General features: G+C 40.5%; 19 protein-coding genes and 1 tRNA gene. 4 read left to right on the top strand and 16 right to left on the bottom strand.

Features of this window, described 5'->3' with window-relative positions; translation table 11 throughout:
• Positions 1-66: 66 nt before the first annotated feature.
• The 9 genes from ACS5PU_RS18160 to ACS5PU_RS18120 all read right to left on the bottom strand — a co-directional run bounded on the left by ACS5PU_RS18160 (position 67) and on the right by ACS5PU_RS18120 (position 10733).
• Positions 67-1074 (bottom strand): YncE family protein, encoded by a 1008-nt coding sequence (locus ACS5PU_RS18160; protein WP_439460580.1) that lies wholly within the window; start codon positions 1072-1074, stop codon positions 67-69.
• 46 nt (positions 1075-1120) lie between these two features.
• The gene (locus ACS5PU_RS18155; RefSeq protein ID WP_439460579.1) at positions 1121-4177 is read right to left on the bottom strand and encodes an efflux RND transporter permease subunit; all 3057 of its coding nucleotides are present in this window, start codon (positions 4175-4177) and stop codon (positions 1121-1123) included.
• 2 nt (positions 4178-4179) lie between these two features.
• The gene (locus ACS5PU_RS18150) at positions 4180-5106 is read right to left on the bottom strand and encodes an efflux RND transporter periplasmic adaptor subunit (protein ID WP_439460578.1); all 927 of its coding nucleotides are present in this window, start codon (positions 5104-5106) and stop codon (positions 4180-4182) included.
• A 2-nt stretch (positions 5107-5108) separates the two neighbouring features.
• The gene (locus ACS5PU_RS18145) at positions 5109-6353 is read right to left on the bottom strand and encodes a TolC family protein (RefSeq protein ID WP_439460577.1); all 1245 of its coding nucleotides are present in this window, start codon (positions 6351-6353) and stop codon (positions 5109-5111) included.
• A 140-nt stretch (positions 6354-6493) separates the two neighbouring features.
• Positions 6494-7285, bottom strand: coding sequence for a phosphatase PAP2 family protein (locus tag ACS5PU_RS18140; protein WP_439460576.1), 792 nt, complete (start codon positions 7283-7285; stop codon positions 6494-6496).
• A 5-nt stretch (positions 7286-7290) separates the two neighbouring features.
• Positions 7291-7695 carry a hypothetical protein gene (locus ACS5PU_RS18135; protein ID WP_439460575.1) on the bottom strand — a complete coding sequence of 135 codons (405 nt, stop codon included), beginning with the start codon at positions 7693-7695 and terminating at the stop codon, positions 7291-7293.
• Positions 7696-8142: 447 nt separating this feature from the next.
• A complete protein-coding gene (locus ACS5PU_RS18130; protein WP_439460574.1) occupies positions 8143-9393 on the bottom strand; it encodes a sensor histidine kinase in 1251 nt (416 codons plus the stop codon).
• Positions 9390-10067, bottom strand: coding sequence for a response regulator transcription factor (locus ACS5PU_RS18125; protein ID WP_439460573.1), 678 nt, complete (start codon positions 10065-10067; stop codon positions 9390-9392). The genes ACS5PU_RS18130 and ACS5PU_RS18125 overlap by 4 nt, the downstream gene beginning before the upstream one ends.
• A gap of 66 nt (positions 10068-10133) precedes the next feature.
• Positions 10134-10733 (bottom strand): HD domain-containing protein, encoded by a 600-nt coding sequence (locus ACS5PU_RS18120; protein ID WP_439460572.1) that lies wholly within the window; start codon positions 10731-10733, stop codon positions 10134-10136.
• 151 nt (positions 10734-10884) lie between these two features.
• On the opposite strand from ACS5PU_RS18120, the gene ACS5PU_RS18115 reads away from it, so the two are divergent.
• From ACS5PU_RS18115 to ACS5PU_RS18100, 4 genes are all read left to right on the top strand, one after another.
• A complete protein-coding gene (locus tag ACS5PU_RS18115) occupies positions 10885-13308 on the top strand; it encodes a TonB-dependent receptor domain-containing protein (protein WP_439460571.1) in 2424 nt (807 codons plus the stop codon).
• A 115-nt stretch (positions 13309-13423) separates the two neighbouring features.
• Positions 13424-14137: a hypothetical protein gene (locus ACS5PU_RS18110; protein ID WP_439460570.1), complete on the top strand. Its 714-nt coding sequence runs from the start codon at positions 13424-13426 to the stop codon at positions 14135-14137.
• Between the two features lie 168 nt (positions 14138-14305).
• Positions 14306-16267, top strand: coding sequence for an LTA synthase family protein (locus ACS5PU_RS18105; protein ID WP_439460569.1), 1962 nt, complete (start codon positions 14306-14308; stop codon positions 16265-16267).
• Between the two features lie 8 nt (positions 16268-16275).
• Positions 16276-16644, top strand: coding sequence for a helix-turn-helix domain-containing protein (locus ACS5PU_RS18100; RefSeq protein ID WP_439460568.1), 369 nt, complete (start codon positions 16276-16278; stop codon positions 16642-16644).
• Positions 16645-16647: 3 nt separating this feature from the next.
• Here ACS5PU_RS18100 and ACS5PU_RS18095 read toward each other — a convergent pair whose 3' ends face one another.
• The 7 genes from ACS5PU_RS18095 to ACS5PU_RS18065 all read right to left on the bottom strand — a co-directional run bounded on the left by ACS5PU_RS18095 (position 16648) and on the right by ACS5PU_RS18065 (position 26634).
• Entirely contained in the window at positions 16648-17142 is a 495-nt protein-coding gene (locus ACS5PU_RS18095; protein WP_439460567.1) for a DUF416 family protein, read from the bottom strand.
• 377 nt (positions 17143-17519) lie between these two features.
• Positions 17520-17592 (bottom strand) — tRNA-Lys (locus ACS5PU_RS18090).
• Between the two features lie 397 nt (positions 17593-17989).
• Complete coding sequence (locus ACS5PU_RS18085; RefSeq protein ID WP_439460566.1) at positions 17990-19039, bottom strand: sterol desaturase family protein; 1050 nt, start codon at positions 19037-19039, stop codon at positions 17990-17992.
• Positions 19040-19078: 39 nt separating this feature from the next.
• The gene (locus ACS5PU_RS18080) at positions 19079-20011 is read right to left on the bottom strand and encodes a sugar phosphate isomerase/epimerase family protein (protein ID WP_439460565.1); all 933 of its coding nucleotides are present in this window, start codon (positions 20009-20011) and stop codon (positions 19079-19081) included.
• 239 nt (positions 20012-20250) lie between these two features.
• Complete coding sequence (locus ACS5PU_RS18075) at positions 20251-20985, bottom strand: AAA family ATPase (protein WP_439460564.1); 735 nt, start codon at positions 20983-20985, stop codon at positions 20251-20253.
• Positions 20986-21106: 121 nt separating this feature from the next.
• Entirely contained in the window at positions 21107-22624 is a 1518-nt protein-coding gene (locus ACS5PU_RS18070; protein WP_439460563.1) for a glycoside hydrolase, read from the bottom strand.
• Between the two features lie 107 nt (positions 22625-22731).
• Positions 22732-26634, bottom strand: a complete 3903-nt coding sequence (locus ACS5PU_RS18065; protein WP_439460562.1) for a TIM-barrel domain-containing protein — start codon at positions 26632-26634, stop codon at positions 22732-22734.
• Positions 26635-26877: the final 243 nt, after the last annotated feature.

Genomic DNA, 26877 nt, shown 5'->3' with positions numbered 1-26877 from the left:
ATAAAAAAAGTGCCGGGAGAAACACTATCTGCTTCCCGGCACCCTTATATTTTTGCGGTAATGGTTTTATTTTCCTACTTCCAGAATTTTAAAACTGCCAGCAACACGGTGTGGCCGCTCGCTTGCATTGGTACTTTTTTCGAAACTGGCTGTAGGTAAGAATAGATGGTGACTGGTCAAATCAATAGCAATAGTTCTGGCACCTGCTGCTGTGCTTACCGTTTCGTGCACCATAAATTTATTTGCAGAGATTTCTTTCACCACAGTAATATTGCCCACTCCATTTGCACAGTAAACCAATTTGGTAGCCGGATCGAAAACTACACCATCGCAATTATCGCCAATAGGTAAAGAAGCGATCTGTTTACCTGTTTTGGCATCCAGAATAAACATTAACTTGTTGGCACAAACAGTAAACAGCCTGGATGTCGAACGGTCGATAGCAAGGCCTGATGGTTCTTCTCCTCCACTTAGTTTATATCTTGACAAAACTTTATAACTGTTGCTGTCAAAACAAACAATTTCTCCCGTATCTTCAATATTCACGTATATTTTTCCTTTCCGGTCTGATACGCCCGCTTCCGGTTTACCACCTAAAGCAATGGTCGCAATAACTTTATCTACTTGCGGATCGATAATACTGGCATCATTACTTTTGCCATTAAATACAATCACTTTCTTGCTGTAATCATCAAAAAAAGTGGCATCAGGGTTCTGCCCTACCTTAACCTGGCCTAAAACCTTAAAGTTATTTAGGTCGAAAACCGTACAAGAACCAGCCTTGCCATTAGTGGTGTAGCCCTTACCGAAAGCATTGGCTATTGTAATTCCATGTACACCTAACGTATTGGAAATTACGCCAACCGAATCGCCGTTATTCTTGTTCAATACATTTACCTGATTGCCGTGAGAAACAAAAAGGTTGTTATGCTGCTGATCGATGCTTAGATAATCCCAACCTCCATCGCTCTGAATTTTATGAACGGCCAGTATACGCAAACCGCTTTTTTGCTGTGCAATTGATGTAAGTGAAACGGCAATAAGAACCAAAACGGATAAGAATTTCTTTTTCATTTTTTTTTTAATTTAAGGTTGATTTATGGCTTGGCTTTAAAAATGGTTATGCTTTAACAGAATCTTCTGAAAGTTGGGGCGATTGATAGCCTTTTCTAATTAGGCTGGGCAAAACAATGAGCAACAATGGTAATGCGACTATAAAACCACCGATTACAGCTATGGCCAATGGCTGATGAAGCTGTGCCCCTGCCCCAATACCTAAAGCCAAAGGCATTAAGGCGATAATTGCACCTAAGGCAGTCATTAATTTTGGCCGCAAACGGGTAGAAATAGCAAAAGTAATGGCATCATCAACACTTTGATTGTGCAGCGATTCTTTAAACTGTAAAAAAGTAAATATGGCATTTTCGCCAATAATGCCCACAATCATGATCAAGCCTGTATAACTGCCCACATTTAATGGTGTATTGGTTAAAAACAGGGCTAAATAACTGCCAGAAATCCCCAAAACCGAAATCAGCAAAATGAAAAAGGCAATTTTGAAATCTTTAAATAGGAATAGGATTACACTAAATACCAGCAAACTTGATGCAATCAGAATGGTTAGCAGTTCGGAGAAAGATTGTTGTTGCTCTTTATAGGCACCGCCATATTCGATGTGATAACCTGATGGCAGGTTTATATTTTTATTTACAGCTCCTTGCAGATCTTTCATTACGCTGCCAAGATCGCGGTCATCCAGTCTTGCAGTAACTACCCCAATACTCTGCAAATTCTCCCTTTCCACTTCAGCATTGCCCGATTGCAGCGTAACCTTGGCCATTTGCCCTATCGGAACGGCTGTTCCATCTGCCAGGAAAATTTTAAGTTTATTGATATCGGCCACACTAAATGCACGGCTGCCGGGATAAACCATACGGATGGGTGCTAGCTGTTGTTTATCGTATAAATCGCCAATTAAAGTACCTTGCATCGCCGTTTGAAGCTGCGATTGAAAAGCGGCCGGACTAACTCCATACTGCGCCAGCATAGCAAAGTTCGGTTCGATATTTACCGTTGGTCCCGAACGTACAATACCATCAAAAACATCGGCTGTGCCACTTATATGCGAAACAATACCTGCAACCTTTTTAGATAAGCCCTGCAGTTTTTCCTGATCGTTACCAAAAATTTTCACTTCAATGGGCTGGGTAGAACTCATTAAATCGCCCAGCATATCGCCAATTACCTGCCCAAAATCGATAACCAGTGCAGGTTGGGTATTTTCGATGTGCGTACGTATTTCTGAAATCACCTCTTCGGTACTTTTCGTCCTGTTTGGTTTAAGCTGGATGAGATAATCGCCTGTATTGGGTTCGGTGATAAAGAAACCCATCTGCGTTCCTGTTCTACGAGAGTAAGCCTGTACCTCGGGTATTTTAACGATTTCTTTTTCTACTTCTTTAAGCATCCTGTCGGTTTCTTCGAGCGAAGTGCCCGGAGGCGAAGCATAGTCCAAAACAATACTCCCTTCATCCATTTCAGGCAGAAATCCGGTTGCTAGGCGCGGAAAAACCAACACGATTGAACTCACTAATACCAGCAGAAATATGATAGAGACATAGGGCCGTTGTATAAAATAACGCACCCAGTTTTGCGGTTTCACCTCGTGTACCTCCACTTTTTTATCTGAAACGGCATGACTACCCCCTTTGCGGGTAAGTAAAAGATAAATTACCGGCAAACCAATCCAGGTAACAAAGAATGAACAAACCAGGGTAATAATCATGGTATTGGTCATTACCTGAAAATAAGAACCTGCAACACCGGTCATCAACACAAAGGGCACAAAAATTACAATGGTACTAATAGAAGAACCCAGCATCGCCGGAAAAAGATAACCAACGGCTTTGCTCAGCAGGCGCATGGTAAGCTCTTGCGGATGTTCTTCGTGCGTGCGGTGAATTTGTTCTACCACCACAATGGCATCATCTATAATTAAACCTATAGCTGCAGCAATCGCACCTAATGTCATAATATTGAGCGAATAACCGATAAAATAAAGCACAATTACGGTTAAACAGAGGGTAACCGGAATGGTAATCAATATTGTTGCACTTGCCTTGAACGACCTTAAAAAAACAATCGCCACTACTATAGCCAGCACTAAACCAATTAACAAGCTATCGCGTACACTTTTTACCGATTCGTTTACAAAATCGGCCTGCACATAATAAGGCTTAATGGTTACTCCTGCTGGCAAAATATGCTTCAATTGTGCAACCTTGCCATACATCTCGTTAGAGAGATCGACCAGGTTGGCGTTGGGCTGTTTAATTACCGCAATCAGGATTCCATCTTTTCCATTCGCATTGATGCGGGTATATTCTACACTCTGCTGAATATTTACCTTTGCAACATCCATCACCCTGATTATACGGTTGCCTTTTCGGCTCAGCACCAGGTTTTCTAAATCGCTTTTGTTTTTTACGGTAGCATCGGTTACGGACAGATATAAATAATTATGATCGGCCAGGTAGCCGTTAGATTTGATAAAATTGGTTTGACTGAGTGTGCTGCTGATCTGATCGGGCGTGATGCCCAGCGCCTGCATTTTCTGTACATCAAGTTCCAGCCAATATTCTTTGCTTTTACCGCCAATTACACGGATCTCGGAAACCCCATCCACCTGCGAAAGGAATGGCTTTACGGTATAAGTTGCAATTTTTTTCAGCTCGGCGGGCGAATAGTTGTGACTTTCCAGGCTATATCCACTTACCGGGAGGATAGAAGGGTTCATTTTTTCGACTGAAATATTAACGCCGGCCGGCAATGAAGCACTTATTTTGGCAATCTGCGATTCTATGCGCTGCTGGCTCAGATCGATATCGGCGCCAGGGTTCATAAAGGCCGAAAGCTCGCAACTCCCACGACTGGTGGTACTTCTAACCAATTGAAGATCGGGAACTTGTTTTACTGCATTTTCTAAAGGGCGCGTTACGGTAACCACCATCTTATCAACAGGCTGCAGTTCTGCGTCGGCAATAATCTTAATCTTTGGAAAGGTAATTTCAGGGAAAAGACCGGTTTTCAGCTGACTAAAAGAATAAACACCACCTACTATAATGATCAGCAGTACGGCCAGAATTGGGTTTTTATGGGAAACGAAAAACTTGTTCATCGTTAGTACTGGATTTTAACTTTGGCCGTATCGGCTATACCATAATTCCCCGAAGTAATGATCCGGTCGTTTTTCGAAAATCTGGGTTCGAGCACTTCAATGGTTTGCTGACTTTCAATTCCCTTTTTCACTTTTACCTTTACTGCGGTAGAATCGTTGATGAGTTTCATTACCCAAAACTCATCTTCTGTTACATTCGCCAATACTGCCGATTTTGGCAATACCTGTGCCTGCGCATGATTTACCTTGGTTAATCTCACCTTTGCAATCAAACCCTCGGGTATATTTTTTCCTGCGCTAACTTTAAGGATATAACGCTGGGTTTGTGCAACGGAATCGACCGAAGGCATCGTGCCCGAAACGGTTCCGTTCATTTTTGTGCCATCGGGCAGCAGAATATCCACTGTTTTGTTCTGGTTAATCAGCCGGTTATACTCGTAAGGCAAATCGAGCAAAAAAACAAGGCTATTGCGGTTACTGATGGTTGCCAAGGCTTCTCCATCCTGCACATAATCTCCTTTCTGATGATTTACCTGAACAATAGTGCCCGCCTGATCGGCCCTGATATTGGAAATACCCGAAAATTTAAATCCTGCATCAAGCTTGTTTACACTATTGCCGATGGATTTTGCTTCTTTGGTAATTAAACTAAACAGCAATTGATGACTGCCAACCTGCTTGCCCATTACGGCTTGTGTACTTTGTATATAACCATTGATATTGGCCTTTACAAAACTCTTTTCCAAGTAGGCAGAAACCGCCGAAAGCTCTACCGATTCGGCAAGTGAACTATCCTGCACAGTTGTAACCTGAACAGGTGTAACGGGCGAAGGTTCATCAACCGTATCTGCCGATTCTGAATGATTACATCCCGAAATGATAAGCAGGGCGGCAATGCAGCTGCATAAAAAATTTAAATCGCATTTCATCGTTAACGGTTCCAGTAGTTAAATTGATTGATCAGTTTTAAACGGTTAATATTGGTTTGGCGCAACAGATTCTGCGCTGCCAGGTAATTGTTAATGGCAATTACAAAATCGGCAACCTTTAAATCGCCGGTACGCATCAGTTTACGGTCTACATCAATTAAACCTTTGCTAAAACGGATCTGTTCGTTTATTTTCGGAAAAAGCGCATCTGTTTGATCAAGCTGTTGCCTGATCAGGTTTAACTGTTGTTGTTGCTGACGGGTAAAAAAATTGCGGTAATCGGCTATTGTTTTAGCCGAAAGATTAAGCTTTTGGTATTGCATCTTTTTTTGATGGCCATCGTAAATAGGCACCGAAAAAGTAAAACCCACACTTGCCCCAAAATTTTTATAAGGCTGTAAAACAAACGAAGAATTATACCCTCCATTGGCGTACACACCGAGTTTGGGCTTATAGCTGAGATCAATTGCGTTTTTCTGATTGCTGTTTTTTAAACTGTCAATCTCAAAGCGTTTACCAAAAAAGCTTTGCGCAATAGTGGCTACACCTGTTTGTAATTGTGGATCGGCCAGTACAACCTGTGCAGTATCGGTTATGCCTGCCAGGTAATTTAATGTGGCGTAATCATTTTTAAACTGCAACTCTGCCTGTTTTAGCGCCAATTGCTGTTGTTGTAACGTAACCAGAAAAGTTAAATACTCTGATTGTTTGTAAATATTGCTTCTGGTTAATTTCTTTAATAATGTTTCTTCCTGCTCCAGTAACGAAATCACCTCAAGGTTAAAACCTACCTGCTGCTGACTGGCATAGGCCACAATGTATTGATCGGCAATGGATCGCTGCAAATCAAATAGCGATTGCTGACCAGCATATTTTATAGAATCGCTCTGGATCTTAATCCCCTCCAATTGATTATTGATCCGCTTTTTATTTAGGAGATCGTAGTTAACATTGAGCAGAGCTTCTAAGGCTTGTCCATTGGTAAGTACTTCATCGTAACCATAACCCCGTATTATGGGTGCATACATCCCTGCAGCGCTTCCCGTAACCTGTGGACCTCCGGAAGCACGAACAATTAAACTATCTACCCCGTTAGCACGTTGCTGGTTTTTAAAATCTTTAAGTAAGGGACTATTTGATTCGGCCTCTTTTAAATAATAAGCAAGATTTTTTGAAGGTGCCTGAGCCACCTTACTTGCAGTAGAGGCAAACACACAAAGAACCAAGCAGGTTAATTTTAGCTTCATTTTATACATTAATTCACCTCAAATATTTCTTTTTTAATACTTTACAACAGCTAAGCAGGCCTAAATTACCAATCAATTATGAAGAAAGTCTGTAGCTGATTTTTGAGCAGCTAAAAATTAATCGCACATCCATTACCACCTTAAAACCTGCCCGAAAGCATCAAACCTGTACTTCCCTGTTGGTGAAAAGGCATTAAAGTAAAGTTCGTGTCTTTCTTTGCTGTAAAAAGGCTTTTAATGTACGGATACACCAGATAAGATATTTTTGTAGAAGCAATGCCGAATCCTGCGCCTGCCACCACATCGCTAAACCAGTGTTTATTGTTGTACATGCGTAACGTTCCGGTAGCCGTGGCCACAAAATAACCAGCGTAACCAATCCACGGGTTAACGTCTTTATACTCTTGGTGCAAAAACTCTGCGGCCATAAATGCCGATGCCGTATGTCCGGATGGGAAAGAGTTTTCGCCGTTTCCATTAGGCCGTTCCCTGCCCACACCCTGTTTTACAAAATGGGTAGAAACGCCCATAATAGCCGCCGAAGTAACATACAGCATAGAGGCATCGAACAGGTTGTGTTTACCTTTTACGCCCGAAAGATTAAGTGCATACACCGCGGCGGCGGGTGCAAATTGTAAATAATCATCAACATGGGCCGCAAATAGAGGATGGTCTTCCTGTAATTCTGCTTTGGTACTCAAGTCGAGCTGTTTTAAAGCGCCATGATCGTAAACCGCAGCAAAACCATAGCCCGCCAATACTACAGGCACAATAAATGCAGCTGTCTTAAATCTTCTTTTTGGCACAGCATTGCCTGTATACCACCTTCCTAATGAGTCGGTAGCATTATTATTAATGGAATCGATACTTTGACCTGCACACGAAAAAGTAACGGAAAGGAAAAGTATTGTACAATGGAAGAAATTACGCATGATGACTATTTTACAGGATTTCCGTTGGGATCAAATAAAAGATCTTTTCCTTTTACTTCGGCTTCATAATATATGGTTCTATCTGCTTTGGTAATTTTAGCAGCCTCGGTAATTTTTGCTCCTTTTAATTTAGCCAGAACTGCAGCTGGCAATTCGGTAGATTTAATTTCCACTTCTGTTTCTAACAGCAAGCCCTTAGCCGAATAAACTTCCGAAGTTTCTTTACCGTTCAAGGTAAAACCGGCTTCGTAATCGTGCTTTTCCCTCTCCCATGAAACTTTCGTTCCGGCATGGAGTTTTGCAAATGCGGCTTTAACTTCGGCAGGTACTTTAGTTGCATTTAGTTTTTGAGCCTGAGCCAAGCTAACCGTTCCGGTTGCGAGCAATAAAATTCCAAAAAATGTTTTCATAGCTTTAAATTTTAATCAAAACTATAATTCAATTATGTAGAAAATCTGTAGTTAACTGCTTGTAGAAAATTAAAAGCGTTTTGGGCTAGCCCTACGAAATTCCGGGATATCTTTATGGTCTGCAGGCAGATATTTCGGTTTAAATTTCCCGTTGATCAGACAGATTTACGCAAAATGGATTTTTTTATGGCATAGAAGACACCATCGTCCTCGTTTGTAACGGTGATGGCTGAGATATGCCTTTGTAATGCATGATAAGCTATCTCAACTCCTAAATAAAATACTTTTAAACTTACGCGATACAATCGCGGTTCACAATTATCCTCTATACAAACGAGGACAATAAAAAATTTGCGGTAATCTTCTTAATCTGCGGGCAAATATTGCAGTTCAAATCTCCCGGTGACAACACAAATTTACGCAGAAAAGATTTTTGCATAAGGTGCATTAAGCAAAATAAACCACAAATACATGTTCCCCATTTCCTTCCCGGTAATCGATCCGAAAGCCGTAAAGGTTGCATATCTGTTTGGTGATGGCCAAACCTAATCCCATGCCTTCCGAGTCAACAGATTTTGAAAAACGATCGAAGATTTTGTTCTGCAGTTGCTGTGTTCTACCTGAGTTGGAAATGGTTAAAGCCTGCTGGTCCAACTGAACATTGATGTATCCACCACTAACATTGTGCCTTACGGCATTGCTATAAAGATTGTTCAACAGAATATCGGCCAAATAGCGGCTCATTTTGATTTCTACCGGCTTCAGCGTTTCAGCAAGTACCAGCCCATCCTTATCCAATAACTCTTGAAACTGCCGGCCCTTCGACTCAACCATTTCTTTGAAATCGATATTTTGATAATCGGGGATGAGGTTATTTTCAATTTTAGCCAGCAGCAATAAAGATTGGTGCAGCCTTGATAGCCTGCCTGTAGCATGGTAAATGTCTTCCAACAATGCACCCTGCTGCGCCGTAAATGATTCGGTTTGCAGTAAAGAATCCAACTTAGAATTAATCACAGCCAGCGGGGTCATCATTTCGTGCGAAGCATTGTCGGTAAAACTTTTAAGTTCCTTATAATCCTGCCGTACCCTTTCGGCCATGGCATTTACCGATTGATTAAGTTCATTAAACTCATCAATTTTGGTCGGTTCGTGCTCGATGGTATCCATGCGGGCAACTTCAAACGATTTCATACCATTCAAAATAACATAAAAGGGCCGCCAAAGCCTGTTAAGTACCAACCTGTTGATTAGCAGCAGCGAAAGCAATAAAACAACCGTAATACCCACGGTGATAAGCAAGATAATCCTTACCAGATCTTCCGATTCGACCCTCGATTTGGTTATTGTAACCGCTATGGCTTTTCCATCCAGGTGAACAACTGTAATTAAACTCCTTCCGGGTTCGTTTTCCTGTTCTTTAGGGTTATAATAGGTGGTATACAAAAATTCACGTTCCGGAACAGGTCCATTAAGGGATTGATAAGAAATCTGTTGATCGAGATAACTGGCAGGCAAAGGAAGTTTATGGAAGGTATTTACATATTGGGTAATTTCACTTTCTTCTACGGCTAAATCCCGGTCCAGTTTTTCGGTTAAGATAAAGTGGATTACCACATAATAAATAATGCCGGTGATGATTAACACCACAATGGAGGTTAAAATATTTACCCTGTTGTAACGGTTGGCCAGTTTCATATATCGCCAAATTTATAGCCTATCCCATAAACAGAACGCAGATAATCGGCAGCTCCGGCCTCGAGCAGTTTTTTACGGAGATTTTTAACATGTGTATAAATAAAGTCGAAATCATCCGAAAGATCCATTTCATCGCCCCAAAGATGCTCGGCCATGGCGTTTTTGGTAACTACTTTATTGCGGTTGGATAAAAAATAAACCAAAAGATCGAACTCCTTTTTGGTTAATGTTACAGGGCTTCCATTAACCGTTATTTTCATTGCCGATACATCGACCGTTATCTCATTAAAGATGATAACATTGTTACCATCAAAATTCTTCCTACGGATAATGGCACTTACCCTTGCTTTAAGTTCTGACAGGTGAAAAGGCTTAACCAGGTAATCATCAGCACCAAGATCGAGCCCAGCAAGTTTGTCATCCAAAGAGTGCCTGGCCGAAATAATCAGCACACCATCTCTTTTTTTCAATTGTTTAAGTCTGGTTAATAGCTCTAGTCCCTCGCCTCCCGGCAAGCCTAAATCCAAAAGTATACAGTCGTAATTGTAAAGTGATATTTTTTCATTGGCAGCAGCAAAATCAGTGGCCTGCTCACAAATATTCCCCTCACCTGTAAAATAGGTCAAAATACTCTCTAGCAATGCCTGCTCATCCTCAATGACTAAAATTTTCATGATAATAAATATGGTTCGGGTAAGTTTAATTCAAAACCTGAATTTGAATATACAGTTTTAGTATGGTTAGGTAAAACGCTGAATTAATTTTTCAATGTTCAGCATCTTTTTCTTCTGCAATATCTTTTTGCCAAAATCGGTAAAATAGGTATGTTCGGCTAGCATATCCAAATTAATTGCATCCCACTCCCGATCATTGTGCATCAGCTGCAGGATTTCTTCCCATTCTCTTTTCAACCTTGCTGCAAAGCTAATGTAATCAGGCAGGGAGAAATGATAAAAATCAGCATCACAGATAATCTTCTCCAGGCTATTTTGAGGGAGCTGGGGGTATCTGGTAGCGATAATAAGCTTGCTTACTATTTCTATATCCTTCTCACTACAGCCGTTTTCGAGTAAAAATTTTTGCGCTATTTCTACACTGGCCTGCTCATGGCCCAGGTATTGGCAGGTATAGCCTACATCATGTAAAAAAGCGGCCAAGGTAAGCAGCTGTAAATCATTTTCGCTTACATTGCTTTGCTTACCGATCATTTTAACACCTTCTACCACCAGCAAAGTATGTTCAAAATTATGAAAGTACATGTTGGCCGGTAGCTTTTCTGCTAAAAGAACTTTAACAAAAGCCTCAACACTTTTGAGCAATGCGCCCCGCTCCTTTTCCATTGATCAACCTTTATAAATTTTAATCATTTTATCAACTTTACTGCATAGATACACTTTAAATCTGTCGGAAATTTGAAGATGTACAAAAAATCTATGGTTCAGATTCTCTACAGAATTTCATTCTAATTTGCCAGCGGAAAACTTATCGATTATGAAAAACTACAAACGGATATTAAAGCTATTCTGCTTTTCTATATGCTTACTGGCAGATGATATTTGTGCACAGGAAAAACCCATAACTGTATCAGGACAGGTTAAAGCGGCAAAAGATAAAAACACACTTCCCTATGCCAACATCATTTTAAAAAAGCCAAATGATGAAAAATTTCTTTTGGGCACCATTAGCGATAATGAAGGGAGATTTGCAATAAAGGATATCCCATCGGGCAATTACCAACTTTCAGTGAGCATGATGGGTTACCAAACCATTAAAAAAGAAATTAATATTGGTACGCTCAGCCCATTTCTGGATCTCGGTATTTTTGAGCTGAGAGAAGATGCACAGAACCTTCAAACCGTTAACATACAAGGCACCACAAATGAAGGTTTGGGTAATAAGCTCGACAAAAAAACTTACGATCTTGCCAAAAATACCAGTCAGCTGGGCGGCTCGGTGCTGCAGGCCATGCAAAACCTTCCGGGCATTACCATTCAGGATGGAAAAGTGCAACTGCGTGGAAACGATAAAATTGCGGTACTGATTGATGGCAAACAAAATGCAATTACAGGTTTTGGCAGTCAAACCGGTTTGGATAATATTCCAGCTTCGGCCATTGAGCGCATCGAAATCATCAACAATCCTTCTTCCAAATATGATGCTAACGGCAATGCAGGCATCATCAATATTATTTACAAGAAAAACAAACAGGAAGGTTTTAATGGTAAATTGGGTATGAGCACGGGTTTTGGAGCCTTATGGCTGCGCAAAGAAAACCTTCCGGGAATCAGTGCACAATATCAGGCTACGCCGAAGTTTAACCCTTCCTTATCTTTAAATTACCGTAAAAATAAACTCAACACCTTTTTACAGGCCGATTATCTGTATACCCAAACCTTAAACAAGAACGAATTTTCGCAGCGGATATATGATGATGGAACAATAATTAACCAACAGGTTAAGCGCAACCGTACCACAACGTTTACCACCGTAAAAAGTGGGTTCGATTACAATCCTAATGAACACAACAGCTTTACCTTATCAGGCTTTTTTAACCGCGAAAAAATTGGTGACTTGGGCGATATTCCTTATTTCAACAGTGATTTCACCATTAGAAACCGGCTTTGGCAATTTGTAGAAGATGAAGTGAAGTATACCGCTACTGGCTCGGCATTGTATCAGCATAAATTTGCACAGCCCGGCCATACGTTAAATGCAGGCTTTAACTATACCTGGCATAGGGAAGATGAAAAATATTTTTTCACCAATATTATGCCCACTTTTACTGGTTTAGATGCTTTTAAACTGCTTTCTGACGAGCATGTTGCCGATTTTAACCTCGATTATGTCCGCCCACTAAAACATGGACGGATTGAAGCCGGAGTTAAATACCGTAACCGCTTTATCCCAACGGATATGCAATTTTTCCCTGGCTTAAATTCTCCAATCGATGTAAATGCAGGCGGCTGGGCCGATTATAGCGAGAACATACCGGCAGTATACGGCAACTATGTTTACGAAAGCCAAAAAATTGAACTGGAGGCTGGTTTGCGAATGGAGTATGTAAACGTAAATTATAAGGTAAACCCTAACCACAACACTTATAAAAGCGATGGCTACGAATATTTTAGGCCATTTCCCAACCTCCGCTTTGCCTACAAAATAAACGCGACAAACAAATTAAGTGCTTTTTATAATCAACGGGTAGACCGCCCAAATGAGGTAGACATTAGGATATTCCCCAAATACGATGAGCCTGAACTGCTGAAAGTAGGAAACCCTACCCTTCGGCCACAATTTACACATGCCATAGAGTTAGGTTATAAGAACAGTTGGGATAAAGGCTATTTTTATACCGCCGCCTTTCATAAAATTGTTAACGGAACCATAACCCGCATTGCAACCATTGTTCCGGGCAATGCCATTATTTACAACATTTTTCAAAATGCCGGTAAAAGCTTTAATTCGGGTGGCGAATTGCTTCTACAGCAAGAACTTGCACCATGGTTTTCATTTAACCTCAGCACCACAGTATATCAAAACAAAATTAATGCCTTTACAGTAGCCAATCAGTATCCTGTACCAACCATATATAGTATGCCTGAGCAGTCTATCGTTTCTGGCAATGCTAAATTTAACGGACAGTTTAAATTACCCGGTAAAACAGATATTCAGCTATCAATGGCTTATTTGGCTCCGGATATTATTCCGCAGGGAAAAATAGGCAGCCGTTTTTCAACTGATCTGGGGATTAAAAAACAGATTCAAAATGGAAAAGGCGAAATCTTTTTAAACGGAAACGATATTTTCAACACTTTAAAAATCGAGAAAAACATCAGCGGAAATGGCTTTAGGTTTAGCAGCACAGATTTTTATGAAACGCAGGTTTTTAGGATAGGTTACAGTTACAAGTTCTAAATAATGGGTTTAAGGGATAAAAAAAGGGCCTGCTCATCTCAACTTCAGAATTGCTACAGAATTGAAACTTACATTTAAAATCAGTAACTAACCAAATCTGATATCCTTAAAATCAATGATGATGACAAAACTTTACCACATTACAAGCGCACTGCTGGTAGTAGTGCTTTTTATGGGCTGCACCAAAAAAGAGGTAGCGGCAGATACTAAATTGAGCTACAGTTTTAGCGCAAGCAATTTAAATGCATCATTAAGTAGTACTGCAAGCGCCAGTGGTGCTGTGGTTGCCGCCGGCACCAATGGCAGTATAAACTGGACAACAGCAAGCATCAATGTAGCTAAAATCGAATTCAGCGCCACTAAATCGGGCAGCGGAGCCGTAAACCTCGAAACCAAAAACCTGTACCTGGTAAATGCCTTAAGGCCCGATTCATTATCAGGCACGGTGGCCATCGCATCTGGCGTTTACGAGCACAATGAATTTAATTTAACCTTAACCAGTTCAGTAACCAATCCACCATTATTGCTTACCGGAACTTACATAGAAGCTTCGGGAACAAAAATTCCGGTACGATTCGAAATGAACCAGTCGCAGTTGATTAAACTCGAAGCCCAAAGAGTAGAAGTTACTTCCGGAACATACTTGGCCAGGGTTACCGTACAACTTAATGCATTGGTAGCCGGGCTAACGGCAAGCGATTTTGGACAAACCACACGCACAGGCACCAACAACATGATCATAATATCAAGCACCATAAACAGAGCCTTATACGAAAAATTAACTGCACGTTTTACCTCAACACTGAGTGTTAATTTTTCGAAGCAGTAACAAACACTGGTGTTAACTAAGTATTAATGGATTGTTAAATCAATTCATTAATACTAATTTAGGACCGCTAACCAAACATTCAGAATTTCTTCAGAATTGACACTTACCTTCGGCCTTTGCAACAACAAAGTCTAGCTAAGCGTGTAAGATTTTGGATGGTCCCAAATTATGAGCATTAAAGAGAAAACAAGTAAATTATTAGAAACCAGGTTTGGTCCTGTTCTTTTAGCTACCCTATTGTTATGTAGCATTTCGTTATTAACCCGCATTAGCCTGTTAATTTACAGCGCCCCATCTTTTGATTGGTCTGTTTTAAACCTCTTAAAAGTTTTTATAATCGGTTTGTTTTACGATCTGGCCGCAGCCTCTTTTGCCATTACACCGCTGGTTATTTATCTGTGGCTTTTTCCATCAAAAGGCTATACAGGCAAAACCAGCAGGGTATTGTTGTATATTTATTTTTTCGTTGTTATTTTAAGCCTCATTTTCAATGCCATTTCCGAGTGGTTCTTTTGGGAAGAATTTTCGGTACGCTATAACTTTATTGCGGTCGATTACCTGGTTTACACCACCGAGGTAATCGGAAACATCCGCCAATCGTATCCCATTAATACCATTTTAACCGTATTGGTTATTTTAACGGCAGTTATTGTTTACCTGTTAAGGCGCATTATTACAGTATCCACGCACCAGCAAACCGCTTTCGGGCAAAGAACCAAAATTGCCCTGATTTTATTGTGCCTGCCCGTTTTTACCTATTTCTGTGTGAGCCACAAATGGAAAAACAACAGCAGCAACCAATATGTAAATGAGTTATCGGGCAATGGCATGTACGATTTTGGCTTTGCGTTTTGGCACAATCAGCTCGATTACGATACCTTTTACAAAACTCTGCCGATTAAAACAGCCGAATCCATTCTCGGCCATTTATTACAACAAGATACTGTTGCGAAAAATACACCATTTAAAAATACCGCAAGAAATATTGTTAATACCGGCACCGAAAATAAAATGAATGTGGTGCTCATCAGCGTAGAAAGTTTAAGCGCAGAGTTTTTGGGTACCTTCGGCAATACACAGCACCTAACACCACAACTCGATTCGCTGGCCAATGCAGGTTTGCTGTTTAATAACCTATATGCTTCAGGTACTCGCACAGTTAGGGGCTTAGAGGCACTTTCGCTTTGCATTCCTCCTACTCCCGGCCAATCGATTGTTAAACGGCCAGATAACAAAAACCTGTTTACATTGGGTAGTGTATTCCGCTCTAAAGGTTATAACAGCCGCTTTATTTATGGTGGTTATGGCTATTTTGATAATATGAACGAATTTTTCTCGAACAATGGCTATCAGGTAACGGATAGAAGTGCCTTACAGGATTCGGAAATCCATTATTCGAACATCTGGGGCGTTGCCGATGAGGATCTGTTTACGCTATCGCTACGCGAACTGGATAAAGATTATAAAAATAATAAGCCATTTTTTGCGCAGATTATGACGGTTTCTAACCACCGCCCCTATACTTATCCCGAAGGAAGGATCGATATTCCGTCGCATACAGGAAGAGAAGGCGCAGTAAAGTATACGGACTATGCTATTGGCAAATTTATACGTGAAGCCAAACAAAAACCTTGGTTTTCGAATACTTTGTTTGTTATTGTGGCAGATCATTGCGCCTCAAGTGCAGGCAAGGTTCAGCTTCCGGTTGATAAATACCATATTCCCATGATTTTTTATAGTCCGGGACATATTGCACCGGGTAAATTCGAAAAACTAACCGCCCAAATTGATATCGGCCCAACCATTTTAGGCTATTTAAATTTCAGTTATAACAGTAAATTTTTCGGTCAGGATGTATTTAAAATGAAGGATACCGACGAGCGGGCATTTATCAGCACTTACCAAAGTTTGGGCTACCTTAAAAACAATAAGCTGGTTATCCTCGATCCAAATAAAAAAGCCGCAACTTATAAACCCGATTTTACTACGGGCAATGCAACAAAGTTGCCGGCCGACCAAAAATTGATCAATGAAGCCATTTCCAACTACCAAATGGCTTCTTATCTGTACCAAAACGGTTTGTACGGTTCAAATCCAATCCGAAATAAACCATTAAAAAGCTTAAACTAAATTAACACATGGCAATAAATATCGGATTGGTGATCTGGAAAGAGATGAAGGCTAAATCCATCAGCAGAGAACAACTGGCGCAAGCGGTGGGCATTAGCAAGCACCGGGTAGGCACTTTGCTCAAATCAGACTCGATTGATACCGCAATACTCACCCGTTTTTCCATTGCACTGGGCATTAATTTTTTCGAGCAGTACCGTAAAGATGAAGATCTGGCCAAATTCGAAAGTGGCAACACTGCTGTGCAGACAGATGGAGAACTAAAGGCACTGAAAGAAATTATTAAAGAGAAAAATAAACTGATTGGCCTTTACGAAGAAACCATTAAAAGCCAGCAAAAGGCCATTGGCAATTTAGAAAACCTTTTACAGCTTTAAAAGCTACTTACTTATTTCGAGCTGATAATTCCATTCGTTAACCATTACTGGTTGTTGGAGCAATTCTTCATCGGTTAAATCCGGTTCTGCTTCGCCCAGTTTAAAATTGATGGTATCGGTTAGGGCACTACTGATGTTTAATAAATGGTCTACTTCAGGATCGTTTAAATATTCTAAAAGCTCAAATACTGCACATCCGGCATTTAATGCATAAGTGCCTGATGGTTCTGTAAATTCTTCTGTATCCGGCAAAACATCTTCTATAGCGGTTAGTAACTGTTTTACACGCTCTTCATCAGCCCCAGCCGAAATGCTACTGCTACAATAAGTAATGGCTTCTTTTAATATTGCTGGATTGCCCCATTGGTATTCATTGTAAAAATCAACATAATCAACCAAAATCCTTTCGCAAATATCGAGTCCAAAGGCAATCCGACGGTTTTGCGACAATGGGGTTAACTGGTTGCTTAAGCGCTCGTAAAACTGGGTAGAATCCATTTATCTAAGTATTAAAGCTGGCTTATATTTCGAATAAGCCGATGGCGTAAAGATACGCGTAATTCCTAAATGCACTCTGTAGCAATAGCGAATAATCTGATGGTAGCGCCTTGACAATCGATAGTTATTTTATAAAAAAGAGATTTATCGCTATAGATAATACAGCTTGCGGTATTTAACAAAAAATATAACCGGGGATAAAAACAAAAAATCCCCCAACTTTCGTTAGAGGATTTTTGGTGATCCCGCTGGGATTTTTCGCACGCACAGCCCATCCTTGCCCTGCTCAAGAGAAAGTTCGAACCCAGGCCTCCGCTTCTGTTCGAATCCCAACGGGATAAAAACAAAAAAGCCCCACATGTCTGTGAGGCTTTTTGTGATCCCGCTGGGATTCGAACCCAGGACCACTACATTAAAAGTGTAATGCTCTACCAGCTGAGCTACGGAATCTTTATGTCCCTTTCGGGGCTGCGAAGTTAGAAATTAAATCCGTTCTTGCAAAATATAAATTAAATCTATTTGCTTTTATTTTGTTAAATTTAGCAATCAGAGAGGGTAAACCAATAATATTCATTTAGTTAAACGCCATAAAAATATTTTAAAATTCATCCGTTTTTTTTCCGAATTTGGAGCACAATCCATAATCCCAAAAAAATAATGAGGTTTTTACCTTTCAAAAAAATCAGCTGTGCTTGCTTAACACTTTTACTTTCTACTTCAATATTGTGATGGCGCAACAACTGCCAGGCAAACACGGAAGCAGTTACAGCATCCCTCTAAATTAAGTAGCCAGAACAATATCATTATAAAGGCGGTGCTGAACAATAAGGATACATTAAGCCTGATGCTAAGCCTGTAACTTATTCTGTAAACCAATTTCTGTAGCAGTATCCATTTTAACCGGATCAATGTGCTGTTCTGCATCAATAAATGATTGCCTGGTGATTTTTGCTGTTTTATGCTCGCCGGTATGGCTCCAGCCCGGAGGCATAAAAATGTAAAGCAGCTTGTTTTTAAGTCCAGGGGCAGCAATAATATCCTTACCTAAGCAAACAAATTCGCCAAAATACACATCCCAGATACTGTTGGGATTCATTTCGCGGGTTATACCATATTCTATTTTAATATCCATGCGCTCATCCTGGTAGGTTTTAAATATACGGTCCCAGATATTAAGCAGGTTGCAGAAATTGGTATCCATATACAAAGGATTTTTTGCATGATGTACGCGGTGGTGCGAAGGTGTAAGTAAAATCTTATTCAAAAAGCCTAATCTACCGTCTTTAATTACATTTTCGCCAATGTGGATAAAAGATCCCCACAAACCATCGATAAACATTATCAAGAATAAAATGGCTGGATTAACACCGAGCAGTATACAGATTGATGTTCTGATGATATCGGCGTAGGGCGCTTCTAAAAAGAAGTGGGCAAAATTAACCGACATGTTCATGTGCTGTGGCGCGTGATGTGTGGAATGCAGACACCACAGAAGACGTACTTTATGTGCCGCAGCATGATAAACAAAATGCGAGAGTTCCCAGATAATGTAACCGTAAGGCAACCAGTACCACTTAAACTCGGTTTTAAAAATGGCTATAGGTTGAAACAAGCCTATACAGAACCCGATTACGGCTATAGAAATAAAGCCTGAAATAAAACGGTTTAATACAAATACCAAAAAAGGTATGCGGTATTCTTCAATTTTAAAGCGTTTGTAAAAAACAGCCCTTAATATCTCGATTACCAATAATAAGGGTATGGCTGGCCCCAAAAGCGTTTGTATCCCTTCCAGTGTAGCCAACGATCCGTAATTACCTGTTTGTACGATTTTGATAATCCCTCCAACGCCGAAAAAACCTGTAAATTCGTTGTATATCGCTTGTAATATATCCATTGGTTTACTATTGTTTTGTTGTTAAATGATAGAAGTTTTTTATTGATATCTTGTTCGCCAAAGCTGCATCATGTATACATTTATTTCCCACTGATTGGCCACTGGCTGATTGGTAAAAGGAATGGTTGGCATATAACTTGGCGGACCAAACTCTGTTAACATGCTCAGTTTCTTGCCCTGCTCTTTTTTAATGGCCACCACCCTATCCCACCAGGCGAAATGCGCATCTACAGCACTTTTCCATTCAGGTGCCCTTGGATCGCCAATTTGAGGACCTTCGGCATGCCCTACCCTCGAATGTATATGATCGGTACGCGAAATGGCCAGGTTAACTGTTTCTGGCTGATCTTCGAGCAAACTTTCGCTTACGTTACACCAATGGGAAATATCTAAGGTAAGCCTAAGGCCTGGATTGTTTTCCAAATAAGGTACGGAGGCTGGCGCAGCATAAAGCATCCGAGAGCGGTGTGTTTCATGGTAAATTGGCACCCCTGTTTTTGCCGAATAGGCGATGGTAAAATCGATAAACTTTTTATTGTCGGCATAACTGAAAAAGTCTCTTCCTGAATGAACGTTAATGTACGATGGCTTTTGCCCCAGGTTGTTTACTGCATCTGAAAGTACTTTTTTAAATGTTTCGAGCTGTGCAGCTGCATTTTTCTCGTCACCACGGCAAAGATAGCCAACACTTAGCTGGTACTTTTTTAAGGCTTCGAACAGTTCTTTTTGCTCGGCAACTGCTGATGGCCACAAGAGTTCGACGCCATCATATCCATCTGCTTTTGCTTTTTTACAGAACTCCGTTAGGCTTCCATTAAAGCCCCAATACGGTGCCATAATTTCTAAAGTGAAGCCTTTTGATGATTTTTCTGTACCCGGCTTAACAGCGCCGAAAAGATTTGGAGGGGTTAAAAACAAAGCAGTAGCTGCAGTAGCACTTTGTACGATAAAGTTTCTTCTGTTATATGTCATTACATTGGTTAGAGCAGTTAAATTACGGTTTTAAAATAATATTCCGATATAAATTCTCTAGAAATAACTTGATCTAGTTTTGGCTTTTTTTTGAGATTTTATACCATAGTTTGGTTGAAATCCTGTTTGCTCATCCTATTTGAAGGATTCTAAGGATATTTTAATTTGAAAACTGCGTACCTGAGAAATGATTTTAATAGAAAATGTGAGGACAAATTTTTATTCGACTAAATACCAAATTAATTACCGATTAAATGCCTTAGATAGGCTTTGGGATTATCTAAAAACGATTTGGTAAGCGAAAAATGTTCCGTATCCACGTAATTGGTTTCACTCACTCCGTCTTCATCAAATTGAAATATGGTTGCGTCTGGGTAGCAGATGAGGATTGGCGAATGTGTAGCAATTAGAAACTGAGACCTTCCACTCTGCTCCAGTTCATTTATTACCGCCATAAAAGCAAGTATCCTTGCGGGCGACAAGGCTGCTTCAGGCTCATCCAAAATGTAGATACCTGATTCGAACTGATTGTTAAACAATGCTAGAAATGATTCGCCATGAGATTGCGCGTGTAGCGAACGCCCACCATAACCTTCCAGGATTCGCCCATCTTCGAGCGCCAGCTCATCAATGTAAGAAGCAAAATTGAAAAAGCTTTCTGCCCGCATAAAAAAACCATCATTAATTCTTCTCGGTGTCCAAGTTAAATTTAAATGATTTGCCAGTGCCGATTCGTACCCACTAAAACGGTGGCCAATATTGGCATTGTGATTCCGATTGCCTCCCCGCAAGCTAAAGCCACATCTTTCTGCAATGCCTTCGAGCAGGGTCGATTTGCCTGAACCGTTTTCGCCAACAAAAAAGGTGACATTGCTTTTTAAATTGAGCTGCAAGCCATTGCACAGCGCCGGAATATTTTGAAGATAATCTATCCCTGCAGGTGGGGCAAGCGTAATTTGTGACAATGGTGGCATTTGCTTATTTATTGAGTTGAGCAGTTTTTAATGGTTTTACGATGAATTGGTAATTAAAGATAGTAAATAGATATTTATCGGCTTATTACCACAGATCATTAAAGCGCTGAACAGAGCTTAATTATTTGCTCAATATCGTTGTAACTGATTCGGCTGGCAGCAAAATCTGTTTGGTGCTGTTATATTGTTTAAAAGGCGATAAGTTATAGTTAGCCGAGGTAACATAGGTTTGTGCTTTACTATCTCCCTTCCCTTTTATGTCCAAATCCAGCATAATATCCTGTTTGTTCGGGTTAACTGCTACGGTTACCAGTTTTTGATTTTGCTGATACGCCGAGACATAAATTTCGGTATTGGTGGCAGAAACGGTACTTACCTGTACCCGTTGGCTACCGGGTTTGAGAAAACGGCTGTAATTGCCCAAAGCCCATAACATTTTGCTATCATAAACTGCCCCATCTGTTTTACTCTTGTCGATATACACCAGTCCGTCTTTGTAATCGCCCGATGATATGGCTAACCACCATTGCCATGACGTAGCATTTGAGATCACCAGATCGTGGTGGATTAACCTTGCAATAAACAAAGCAGTAACCATGCCCAGATCGCGTTTTTCACCTTTTAATACGGCATCGCCCAGTACACAGTATTCAGACATCCAGTACCTTAAGCCGGGTACTGCAGCCACTGCTTCAGCCGTTTTTTTTCGCGTATCGATAAATTTAGTTACCGGGCTGGTGGTAAAATAACTATGACCTGAGATAGATTTATCTACATGTGATAAATTGCCAACATAATTGGGCGAGGCAGCATCAAAAAATTGATCAACCTGATTGCCTTTTAGCTCGTTATTGTTGTATAAATAATCCAATTGTCCTGCCTCACCGATCTGTATTTTAGTTTTAATCTGATTCTTCAAAAATGCTTCGTTAATGCCCTTGTACAGTTTGGCCAGTTCGGTATTGGTATATGGGCAGCCTTCCTGGTTGTGCTCATTCCATTTCCATTGGGGCTCGTTTGCCGGGCTTAAATAATCCAGTTCAATACCTGTATTTTTCTTTAAACCTTTAATGGTTGCTACCATATCTGCCGAAAAACCGGATAATTTATCGAAGTTTAAATTACTGTTCCCATCGGTTGAGTAAGCTTTGCCATTTTTGGTAAATAAAACATGTGGACTATTTACAAAACCAATAAACTGATTTACCCCACGCTGCTTAGCCGCTTTTAAAAACCAGGTTTGGCCCGGCATAGCCGTCCAATCGTAACTGCCATCCGCTTGCAGAAAAGATAGCTGACGGCGCCATTCGTCGCCAATATCGCTCAATTTGCCTTGGGCAGCACTTCCTGCACCAATACTAAAACGCCACATATTTAACCCGATACCTAGAGGCTGGCCTCTTGTAGTGGTTTTAGTGCTGAAAAGCCAATCGGCCATCTGGTCTTTTTTGGCATCGGGCCATAGGCCAGCAAATTGACAGCTCCATGCATCGGAGGCACCAAAACCCTCAATAGTTTGAAATTTTACTCCCGGATCTATTTCTATTTTTACTACAGTGGGCTGTGCAAAAGTAATTCCACTGAAAGAAAGTAACAGAAAAGCAATCAGTATGTATTTTAGGTTATGGTTTATCTTCATGTATTTAAGTTTATAACCAAAAATACAGATTCTATAAAAAATAAACGCCCCATGCAGTTTAATACATGGAGCATTTAGGATGATTATCAAAAATTGATTAAAATCTGTTAAAATTTAAGGGTATTAAGTTGCTGATCTACCAAAAACCCATCTCTTATTTTAAGGTTAAACTGTACTTTACGCTTGGCTTTTAGTTTGATGATAAACAAATCAGCAGAGCCGGTTAAAGCTTCTTTGCTCCCTAAGTTTACAAATGTTGGGTATAAAACCTTTTCGCCATTGGTGTGTAAGCGGTCGTTCGTCAGGTTATCCATTTGTTGTACATTTAAGCTCTGTAAACTTATAAAATCGAAATCCTGCGCATTGTATGGTAAGGCAAAGCTTAATGCATTTACCGATTTAAGGTTGATGCCTTTTACTTTAACTTCTATCATTTCATCTTTATTATAAGCCTGTTTTGACGTACTGATTTCTAGTTTTCCGGCAAGCTTTTCTATTTTGGCGTTTTTTACGCCACCATCAAGCTGCGTGGCCACAACCGAGATATCGTAAGCATCAATCAGGTTGTTTTTATTGATATCGCCATTGCTGATGTAACCTTCAAAATCGGCATCGCCTTTTTTCAGTCCGGTATAATTGATGTAAGAAGTCAAATCGTTTTTATCAATTAAACGATCATTGTTGATATCGCCGGGCAGGTAGCTCTCGGTACCCGGAACTTTAAACACATACAATTCTCTTCCCGAGCCAAAACCGCCAACACCATCAGCAACCGAAATTTTAATGTAACGGGCACTTGGATGGCCATTGAAGTTGAATATTTTAACATCGCCATTATTAGCCCAATCGAAGGTTCCTGCGGTGGTCCAGTTTTCTTTGTTGTTGCTGTAAAATATGGTTCCTTTGAGTAAGTTACCGTTTCCTCTTCCATTGCGCGGGAGGTAATGGAATTTATCGAGCTGGTTGATGGTTTTTAAATCAATTAACATATCGAAAGGAATTGCCTTGGCACCCCATTTGGTATGCCACATATTGCCTTCATCAAAATCGAACAGATTGGCAATACCCGATCCACCCTGATTCTCGGCAGTTGTTTCGGCCGATATACCCTGAATGGCAAACTCTAATGGGTTAGTTTTAGTAAGCGCTTTAATTTCGGTCCAATCTGAATAACCATCTTTATTTGCTGCGCGTAATTTAAAATTATAAGCTGTTTCAGCCAATAATCCATCAAAAACCAAAGCCGTATCTTTTATGGTGGTATAATGCATGCCATTGAAATCTATTTCGTAGAAATCGGCATTGTTTACTTTAGTCCAGGTTGGTTTAAGGGTATAAGCTTCTGCATTTTTATCGGTAACCATGGCATTAACCGGCGCGGTTAGCTTACCTCTGGTAACGCGCATTTTATCGGCAGGTTGAAATTTAAACCCTTCAACGGTCAGGCTTACCGTATTTGCTGTAATATCTGTTGTGCCAAGTTTAACCAGCATTTGAGGATTTTTGGCTATAACTATTTTCTCAAATTCGCTGCCTTTTGTAGCAAATTGGTTCAGGTTTGGCACAGCATTGTAGAAATATACATTCTCTTGCTTTAAAAACTCTTCCATGGAAGCAACTTCTGTTAAGCGGATTTTCTTATCTGCTATTTTGGCCGTTAAGCGTTTTGGCTTTTCGGTCAAATTTATGACGAACGAGGTTGTCTTCTCTTTTACAAAACCTTCAAAATCGCCTTTAGCGGTTTGTATATTTACTGTTGCAAGGCCTTTTTGATCGAGTTCCGACTCAATTAAAGTTGATGCGCCTTTACCCAGTTTGTAGGCTTCTGTTGCACCATCATCATCATACTCTGTAAATGATGTTTTACCGAAAGGATAAAGTTCGTAAGTTCTGTTTGCTTTATTTATTTCAGAAACGTTGTTGTTTGGGTTCGTCATCGGGATTATTGACCCGTTTTTGACAAATACAGGCAATTTCCATAATGGTGCATCAAAGCTGTTCAAAATGCTGTTGCCCGCATATTTTTCTCCTGTAAAGTAATCAATCCATGTGCCTTCTGGCAGATATATGCCATTGCGGATATCGTTTCCTTTGGCATCGGCTTTGGTTTCCTGGTAAATTGGGGCTACCAAAAACGAAGGACCGTAAAGAAACTGATATTGGGTAGAGCTGCCCAGCGTATAGGCATTTGGATCGGCCAGGAACATGGCCCTGATCATCGGTAAGCCTGTTAAAGCCTCTTTCGCAATGCTATAGGTGTATGGTATTAACTGCGATTTAAGTTTTAAATAGTTGCGGTTAATAGAGGCAACCGGTTCGCCCAATGCATGTGGATACTTTTCGTTTGCTCCCCAGCCATCCATGTTCAATTCCATTGGGGTAAACGTTTTCCATTGAAAGTCTCTGGCGTTAACTGCTAAGTTTTTACCGCCAAAAATACCGTCCATATCCGAGGTAATATTAGGCTGACCGGATAAGCCTGAACCGATGTAAGTTGGGATATGGAAACGGATGTACTCCCAAACGCCGCCGGTCTGGTCGCCCGACCAAATGCCGGCATAACGCTGTGTACCTGCCCAACCATCTAATGAAATAATAAATGGTCTGCTATTATTTCCGTAGTAAGGCATAATCTGGGCCACATCGGCAACGCCGTTTAAACCAAAAGAATAACCTGCGCCTACCCAGGCCACATCGGTTTTTAACACCCGAACCCCGGCATCTCTGGCTTCTTTAATAATATCGCGCTGTAATAAAGCACTTACACCAGGCTTGGGGTGAAGATCGGATTGGGTCCACAAACCAATTTCTACGCCGTTTTTGCGGGCATAATCGCCAAAGCTTTTTAAATTCTGGATATTTCCGTCTAAAGTTTCCGTTTGGCCATAACCTGCGCCGTAACCATCATTGGGCAATACCCAGCCCAAAGGCATATCGTGCTGTTTATAACGGTCTATTACTGCACGTGCCGAAAATTGGTAATTGTTTTTTTCGCCATTAAGCGATTCTTTTATGCCGCCATTATCTTTCTGGCTTTCTTTATAAAATTTGCCATCTTCAAAGCGCGTTCCTTTTTCGTCTTCTTTCCAAAAATCGCGGTTATAGGCATTTAAATGTCCTTGGTAAAAACCAAATTTAGGCAGCAGCACAGGATTTCCGGTAAGCTGATAAAAATCGTTCAACAATGCTACGGCACCGTCATTTACCATAAAAAAGGCATCTAAATAATCGGTTTCGTGTGACAGTTTTACCAAGCCTTTTTCTTTTGCACCAAAATTGTAACTGCCTTTGCTAAAGGTATGCCACAGCATGGCATAACCACCTGTAGACCAATAATAAGGTGTAGGAGAAGCTACTCCCCCATCTGTCCAGCTGTTTTGATTTTCGATGGAAATGGCCTTTCCTTTATGCGAAAAGCGTCCGTTCTGTACACCGCCACCATAAAAATATTCTTGTGGGTTCTCTTTCAGGGTTAAGGTTATTTTTCCCTTTTCGAACTGGATTGGAGCCATTTCTTCTACGGCAACCGTTTGCTTAGCCAGGTTGATAATTTTAATTAAGGTGGTATTTTTATCAATAAGAACGGTAATCTTATCTGTAGAAATGAATAACTGGTTGTTTTCGTCTTTCAGGTTGAGTTTTGATACTGGTCTGCGTGGGTTTTCGACCAGGATTTTAGCTTCTGGTTTTGCTTCCGGATCGCGGATAAACCCACCTGTAGGATCCTGAAAGAGGCGGAAAATATTTTCACCATAAAAATCGAAGGTTAAGCGATCTCCATCAGAAAGCAGTAGTTCTATTGTGGTGGTATTGATTTTTTTTGCACTGATAACCTTTATGCCTTCCTTTTTTAGCTGTTTTACGGCATAAGTTTTTTGATCTGCCTTTGCTGGCAAAGCAGAAATAAACGAGGGGAAGGCAAGTGCCAAAAAGGCAAGTGCAAAAGCACCATTTTTAGGTTTGTTTTTTGGTGTAGTGTTAAAGTTTTTGAAAAAGGAATGCGGGGCCATTAAAGGTTTGATTTGGTTATGTGTTTACAAATAAGCAGGCTGATAAGCTTTGCTATTGCATAAAGTTAAACAAACAGGGCAAAAGAAACGGAAGGTTTTGCCACACAAAAACAGCGCAATCGTTTGTGTGTTTTAATTGTTACGCCATAAATATTTTAGGCAGGCACAAAATGGCTTATATGCAAATAGGTACCAATATCAAATGGTTATTTATTGCTTAAGCAGAAAAAGAAAATAGTGTGT

The sequence above is a fragment of the Pedobacter sp. GSP4 genome (assembly GCF_051857575.1).
GTDB lineage: Bacteria > Bacteroidota > Bacteroidia > Sphingobacteriales > Sphingobacteriaceae > Pedobacter.
This window is presented reverse-complemented; position numbering and strand designations above follow the sequence as displayed.